Genomic DNA, 6,754 nt, shown 5'->3' with positions numbered 1-6,754 from the left:
TTACGTTCGGGCTACGCCCTCTCTACAGGGCACACAACTCTATCTGCTTGCAAAGGTAATCATTTTCCATCAGTTTTCCACCTTTCTGTGTCTACTTTTTGAGGGGCAGCACCCAGAGGTGGTTACAGTGGTTGCGGTTACAGAAGTTACTAACACATTTCTGCAGGGCATTTTTGGTGGTATCAGAAAAAAGTCGTATCTTTGCAAACAATAAGTAATCATGACTTTATTGAGAACTGAAATAATAACAATTTAAAATTAGATGAGTATGAAAAGACGAATCTTTCTGATGGCTGTTCTTAGCCTGGTGTTTGTAACAAGTGGTTTCGCACAGTTTCAGAGATCAATATTCAACCATGTTGGTTTGAATGTGGGTGCTGGTACTGAGGGTATCAACGTGGGTGTGGCTGCTCCTCTCACCAATTATCTTGAGCTGGAGGCGGGAGTCAGTCTCATGCCAAGCATCAAGGCTAATGCCGATGTTGACTTGCACTCGAATGTATCGCTCAACGTGCAGGGAGTGGCGGTGAGAATCCCAGATGCTACGGTGAATACCGAGGTAGATATCGCTCGTACTACCTTCAACGTCAAGGCACATCTCTATCCTTTTGGAGGAAACAGCAAGTTCTTCCTTACCGGTGGTTTCTCATTCGGCAATCCTAAAATCGCCAAACTGAGCGGCCATAGTGACGAGATTGAGAGATTCGCCAACCAGTATCCAGCTTACAAGCAGGAAATCCTTGACCTGGTCAGCGTGGGACTGGCTGATTATAACGTGAAGCTGGACGATAACTTCGATATCCATGGCGACATCCGCTGCAATTCCTTCCGTCCTTATCTGGGTTTGGGCTTCGGCAGACTGGTTCCCAAGAAGCGCGTAGGTGTACGTGTGGAACTGGGATGCCAGTTTATGGGAACCCTGAAGGTTTACCAGAACGATGAGAAGGTGGAAATCAACAAGGTGTTGGACGATACGATGGGCGATGATGCTGACGACATCTCCAAGTTTATCGAAGACTGGAAGTACTATCCGGTGCTCAAATTGCAGATTGTAGGCAGAATCTTCTAAGGTTGCCAAGATGGGGAAAAATAGTTGGCAGGTGCATGGAACGGTGAACTTTTGCAGGCTATGTACAAGAAAAGTTTGAATTTTGCATAAAAAATACGCTCAAACGCTAGCAATCTGCTCATTTTTTCGTAACTTTGCACCCGCAAACTTATAAATAATAAAAGAAGAATGGCTAATTTGAGATTTGAGGTTGTAGCCGAGGCCTTTAAGAAAAGACCTGTAGAGGTAGAGGCTCCCAAGGTGCGCCCTTCGGAGTACTTTGCCAAGTATGTATTCAACCGTCAGAAGATGTACAAGTATCTGCCATCTGATGTGTACGAGAAACTCATCGATGTGATTGATAATGGTACTCGTCTGGACCGTTCCATCGCTGATGCCGTGGCTGCCGGCATGAAGCTCTGGGCTGAGGAAAACGGGGTAACACATTATACTCACTGGTTCCAGCCATTGACAGAAGGTACTGCCGAGAAGCATGATGCCTTCGTGGAGCACGATGGAAAGGGGGGTATGATAGAAGAATTCTCTGGCAAGCTGCTCGTACAGCAGGAACCTGATGCCAGCTCATTCCCTAACGGCGGTATCCGCAACACCTTCGAGGCTCGTGGCTATTCTGCATGGGATCCAACATCGCCTGTGTTTATCATCGACGATACCCTCTGTATCCCTACCATCTTTATATCTTATACCGGTGAGGCTTTGGACTACAAGGCTCCATTGCTCCGCTCGCTCCATACCCTGAGTGAGGCGGCTACCGAGGTGTGCCACTATTTTTACCCTCAGGTGAAGAAGGTGCAGACCAATCTCGGTTGGGAGCAGGAGTACTTCCTGGTAGACGAGAGCCTTTACTCGGCTCGTCCTGACCTGATGCTCACGGGTCGTACCCTGATGGGACACGACTCTGCAAAGAATCAGCAGATGGACGACCATTATTTCGGAACCATCCCTGAGCGTGTGCAGGCTTTCATGAAGGATTTGGAAGTACAGGCGCTCGAACTCGGCATCCCTTGCAAGACCCGTCATAACGAGGTGGCACCAAACCAGTTTGAGCTGGCACCAATCTATGAGGAATGCAATCTTGCCGTAGACCATAATATGCTCCTGATGAGCTTGATGAAGCGTGTGGCTCACAAGCACGGTTTCCGTGTGCTCCTTCACGAGAAGCCATTTGCCGGTGTGAATGGTTCGGGCAAGCACAACAACTGGAGTCTCTGCACCGATACCGGCGTGCTGCTCCATGCAGCAGGCAAGACACCGGAGGACAACCTCCGCTTCGTAGTCTTCATCGTAGAGACCCTGATGGGCGTTTACAAGCACAACGGACTCTTGAAGGCATCCATCATGAGCGCAACCAATGCGCATCGTCTGGGAGCCAACGAGGCACCACCAGCCATCATCTCTTCATTCCTCGGAAAGCAGTTGACCGACCTGCTCGACCATATCGAGAAGGCAGACAAGGAAGAACTCTTTGCTCTGGCTGGCAAGAAGGGTATGGAGCTGGATATCCCTGAGATTCCAGAGCTGATGATTGATAATACCGACCGCAACCGTACCTCTCCATTTGCCTTCACCGGTAACCGTTTCGAGTTCCGTGCTGTAGGTTCAGAGGCCAACTGTGCATCATCCCTCATCGTATTGAATGCTGCCGTAGCTGAGGCTCTTGAAGACTTCAAGACTCGTGTAGATGCCTTGATAGCAAAGGGTGAGGACCAGACATCGGCTATTATAGATATTGTACGCGAGGATATCAAGACCTGCAAGCCTATCCGCTTCGACGGCAACGGCTATTCAGATGAGTGGAAGGAAGAGGCTCAGAAGCGAGGTCTGGACTGCGAGGCATCCTGCCCGGTAGTCTTCGACCGTTATCTGGACAAGGAAAGCATCGAGATGTTTGCCAAGACCAACGTGATGAGCGAGAGCGAGTTGAAGGCGCGCAACGAGGTGAAGTGGGAGACCTATACCAAGAAGATTCAGATTGAGGCTCGTGTGATGGGCGACCTGAGCATGAACCACATCATCCCAGTGGCAACCCACTATCAGAGCCGTCTGGCAAAGAATGTAGAGGGCATGATTCACATCTTCGGTGGCGAGGAAGGCAAGAAACTGACAGCCCGCAACGTGAAGATTATCCGTGAGATAGCCGAGCGCACCGAGGCAATAGAGCGTGGTGTAGAGGCATTGGTAGATGCCCGCAAGGTAGCCAACAAGATAGAGAGTGAGCGCGAGAAGGCAGTAGCATATCACGACACGGTAGCTCCAAAGATGGAGGAAATCCGTTATCAGATAGACAAGCTCGAGCTTCTCGTAGCCGATGAACTTTGGACATTGCCTAAGTATCGTGAGCTGCTGTTCATCAGATAATATTTCCAGGATTAGGAATTAAGATAATAAAAAAGAGTGCATTGTTTGTTACAGTGCACTCTTTTTTTGCTTATCCTGAGCAGAAAAGCGCAAACTAAGTTAAATATTCATAAAAGTTTAGGGTTAAAACTCGTAACCTACACATAATCAAATAAAAATGTGTAATTTTGCAGTCCGATTATTTCGGGGATACACTTAGAGTCCCCTGGGTATGGTGTGTTAATAGCACTTCCTGTGGCCGGGATTTGCGGTTAGTGAATCACCTATCCGAAACATAAGTGAGTAAGAAAAGATTAAAAACGTTTTTTAGTAGTAAATTTAAATTTTAAAATGGACACATTAAGTTTCAAGACTATCTCTGTTAATAAGGAGACAGCTAAGAAAGAGTGGGTTGTAATCGACGCAACAGACCAGGTAGTAGGTCGCCTTTGCTCAAAGGTTGCTAAGTTGCTTCGCGGTAAGTACAAGCCAACTTTCACTCCACACGTAGATTGTGGTGACAACGTAATCATTATCAATGCAGCTAAGGTTGTATTCTCTGGCAAGAAGGAGACTGATAAGGTTTACACACGTTACACTGGTTACCCTGGTGGTCAGCGCTTCAATACTCCAGCTGAGTTGCGCAAGCGTCCTGATGGAATGGACAAGATCCTCCGTCATGCAATTAAGGGTATGTTGCCAAAGGGCCCTCTCGGTCGCTCTTTGATGGACAACCTCTTCATTTACGATGGCACAGAGCACAAGCATGAGGCTCAGCAGCCAAAGGCAATTGATATTAACCAGTATAAATAATTAAGGTAGAATGGAAGTAATTAATGCAATTGGTCGCCGTAAGAGCGCTGTAGCTCGCGTATACCTCACAGAGGGTACAGGTAAGATCACAATCAACAAGAAAGATATTGAAACATATTTCCCATCAGCAATCCTTCGCTATGTAGTAAAGCAGCCATTGCAGTTGCTCGAAGCTGAGGGTAAGTATGATATTAAGGCAAACCTCGACGGTGGTGGTTTCACCGGTCAGAGCCAGGCTCTCCGCCTCGCTATCGCTCGCGCTCTCGTTAAGATCGACGCTAACGATAAGAAGGCATTGAAGGATGCAGGCTTCATGACACGTGACTCACGTGCTGTAGAGCGTAAGAAGCCAGGTCAGCCAAAGGCTCGTCGTCGCTTCCAGTTCAGCAAGCGTTAATCTTATACATATTATTATATATTCAGATTATTATAGCTGAGCTAAAAAGTTTAGTATCTAAATCGGTGAGATTCCATTAATCGGGGACTACTCATCGACTGATTCTAGTAGATTTTTTTCGATAAGCGAGAGCAGAGCCATGCTTGCATGAGTTATGCCGAGCAGAGAAAAAATGCACGTTAGTGAATTCAAAAGAAAGTAAACACAATTTAAAAAGAAAAGACAATGTCAAGAACAAATTTTGACCAGTTACTTCAGGCAGGTTGCCACTTCGGACACCTCCGTCGCAAGTGGAACCCAGCAATGGCTCCTTACATCTTCATGGAGCGTAACGGTATTCATATTATTGACCTCAACAAGACTGTTGCTAAGGTTGACGAGGCTGCTGAGGCCCTCAAGGAAATCGCCAAGACAGGTAAGAAAATCCTGTTTGTCGCTACTAAAAAACAAGCTAAGGATGTAGTTGCCGAGAAGGCAGCTTCTGTAAATATGCCATACGTTAACGAGCGTTGGGCTGGTGGTATGCTTACCAACTTCCCTACAATCCGTAAGGCAGTTAAGAAAATGACAAACATAGACAAGTTGATGAACGATGGTACATTCTCTAACCTCTCTAAGCGTGAGTTGCTGCAGATCAGCCGCCAGCGCGCTAAGTTGGAGAAGAACCTCGGTTCTATCGCTGACTTGAGCCGTCTCCCTAGCGCACTCTTCGTTATCGACGTAATGAAGGAGCACATCGCTGTTAAGGAGGCTAACCGTCTTGGTATTCCAGTTTTCGGTATCGTTGATACAAACTCAGATCCTAAGAATATCGACTACGTTATCCCAGCTAATGATGACGCTAAGGACTCAGTAGAGGCTATCCTCACTGCTGTTTGCGGTGCTATCGCTGAGGGTATCGAGGAGCGTAAGGCTGAGAAGGCTGACGACAAGGCTGCTGCTGAGCAGAAGGATCAGCCTAAGAAGAAGGCTGCTCGCAAGGACGAGGCTGAGTAATTAGGCAAACAAAAATATACTGGAGCCATTGATTCTGTTTTATGATTCGATGGCTTTAGTACTTTTAAAGCAAAGATTATTATTAACTTTTAATATTAAAAAATATTATGGCTGTTTCAATTGAAGATATCAAGAAACTTCGCGCTATGACTGGTGCTGGTCTTGCTGACGTTAAGAAGGCACTCACAGAGGCTGAAGGTGATTTCGATAAGGCAAAGGAGTTGCTCCGTGAGCGTGGTCTCGCTATCGCTGCTAAGCGTTCTGACCGTGAGACTTCTAACGGTTGCGTTCTCGTTAAGAAGGTTAACGATTTCGCTGCTATCATCGCTCTCAAGTGTGAGACAGACTTCGTTGCTAACGGTGCTGACTTCATCAAGTTGACATCTGACATCCTCGACGCTGCTATCGCTGCAAAGGCTCATACTCTCGACGAGGTGAAGGCTTTGAAGGTTGGCGAGTCTGATGCTCAGGCTGCTGTTACACAGCGTTCTGGTATCACCGGTGAGAAGATGGAGCTCGACGGCTACTGCGTTCTCGAGGGTGACAACATCGAGGTTTACGACCACATGAACAAGCACACTTTGTGTACTATGGTTCAGCTTAACGAGAACAACGTAGAGGCAGGTCACAAGGTAGCTATGCAGGTAGCTGCTATGCGCCCTGTAGCTCTCGACGAGTCTTCTGTTTCTGAGGAGACTAAGAAGACTGAGCTCGAAGTTGCTGTTGCCAAGACTAAGGAAGAGCTCGTAGAGAAGGCTGTTAACGCAGCTTTGAAGAAGGCTGGCATCAACCCAGCTCACGTTGACTCTGAGGATCACATTGAGAGCAACACCAAGAAGGGTTGGTTGACACCTGAGCAGGCTGAAGAGGCTCGCAACATCAAGAAGACTGTAGGTGAGGAGAAGGCTGCTTCTTTGAACCCAACTATGATCCAGAACATCGCTAACGGTCGTCTGGCTAAGTTCTTCAAGGAGAACTGCCTCGTTGACCAGGAGTTCCAGTTCGGTGATGGCGACAAGCAGACAGTTGCTCAGTACCTCGCTTCTCAGAGCAAGGATCTCAAGATTGTTGCTTACCAGCGTTTTACTCTTGCTGCTGAGTAATCATTATTCGGAAGCAACTGTTAATTTGACTTATAGTTA

7 protein-coding genes are annotated in these 6,754 nt (G+C 47.2%); all 7 read left to right on the top strand.

What is annotated here, in order from left to right; translation table 11 throughout:
- Positions 1–214, top strand: a 214-nt coding sequence (locus tag ACTQ53_RS11710) for a hypothetical protein (RefSeq protein WP_441933109.1), incomplete at its 5' end; no start/stop codon positions are given.
- A gap of 54 nt (positions 215–268) precedes the next feature.
- Complete coding sequence (locus tag ACTQ53_RS11705) at positions 269–1,069, top strand: hypothetical protein (RefSeq protein WP_295347011.1); 801 nt, start codon at positions 269–271, stop codon at positions 1,067–1,069.
- A 168-nt stretch (positions 1,070–1,237) separates the two neighbouring features.
- On the top strand, positions 1,238–3,427 hold the full coding sequence (locus tag ACTQ53_RS11700; protein ID WP_294969164.1) for a glutamine synthetase III: 2,190 nt from the start codon (positions 1,238–1,240) through the stop codon (positions 3,425–3,427).
- A gap of 330 nt (positions 3,428–3,757) precedes the next feature.
- Positions 3,758–4,219, top strand: coding sequence for a 50S ribosomal protein L13 (gene rplM / locus ACTQ53_RS11695; protein ID WP_153125664.1), 462 nt, complete (start codon positions 3,758–3,760; stop codon positions 4,217–4,219).
- A gap of 10 nt (positions 4,220–4,229) precedes the next feature.
- Entirely contained in the window at positions 4,230–4,616 is a 387-nt protein-coding gene (gene rpsI / locus ACTQ53_RS11690; protein WP_006848006.1) for a 30S ribosomal protein S9, read from the top strand.
- A gap of 225 nt (positions 4,617–4,841) precedes the next feature.
- Positions 4,842–5,612, top strand: coding sequence for a 30S ribosomal protein S2 (gene rpsB / locus ACTQ53_RS11685; protein WP_153125662.1), 771 nt, complete (start codon positions 4,842–4,844; stop codon positions 5,610–5,612).
- A gap of 107 nt (positions 5,613–5,719) precedes the next feature.
- Positions 5,720–6,715, top strand: coding sequence for a translation elongation factor Ts (gene tsf / locus ACTQ53_RS11680; protein WP_441933108.1), 996 nt, complete (start codon positions 5,720–5,722; stop codon positions 6,713–6,715).
- Positions 6,716–6,754 lie beyond the last annotated feature (39 nt).

This window comes from Prevotella sp. Sow4_E9_plate (assembly GCF_052116205.1).
Taxonomy (GTDB): Bacteria; Bacteroidota; Bacteroidia; order Bacteroidales; family Bacteroidaceae; genus Prevotella.
The sequence above is the reverse complement of the archived record's forward strand: the minus strand, read 5'-3'. Positions and strand labels throughout refer to the sequence as shown.

Coding starts and splice junctions, on each gene's coding strand:
- rplM (WP_153125664.1), top strand. CDS start 3,758: ATGGACACATTAAGTTTCAAGACTATCTCTGTTAATAAGGAGACAGCT.
- ACTQ53_RS11705 (WP_295347011.1), top strand. CDS start 269: ATGAAAAGACGAATCTTTCTGATGGCTGTTCTTAGCCTGGTGTTTGTA.
- ACTQ53_RS11700 (WP_294969164.1), top strand. CDS start 1,238: ATGGCTAATTTGAGATTTGAGGTTGTAGCCGAGGCCTTTAAGAAAAGA.
- rpsB (WP_153125662.1), top strand. CDS start 4,842: ATGTCAAGAACAAATTTTGACCAGTTACTTCAGGCAGGTTGCCACTTC.
- tsf (WP_441933108.1), top strand. CDS start 5,720: ATGGCTGTTTCAATTGAAGATATCAAGAAACTTCGCGCTATGACTGGT.
- rpsI (WP_006848006.1), top strand. CDS start 4,230: ATGGAAGTAATTAATGCAATTGGTCGCCGTAAGAGCGCTGTAGCTCGC.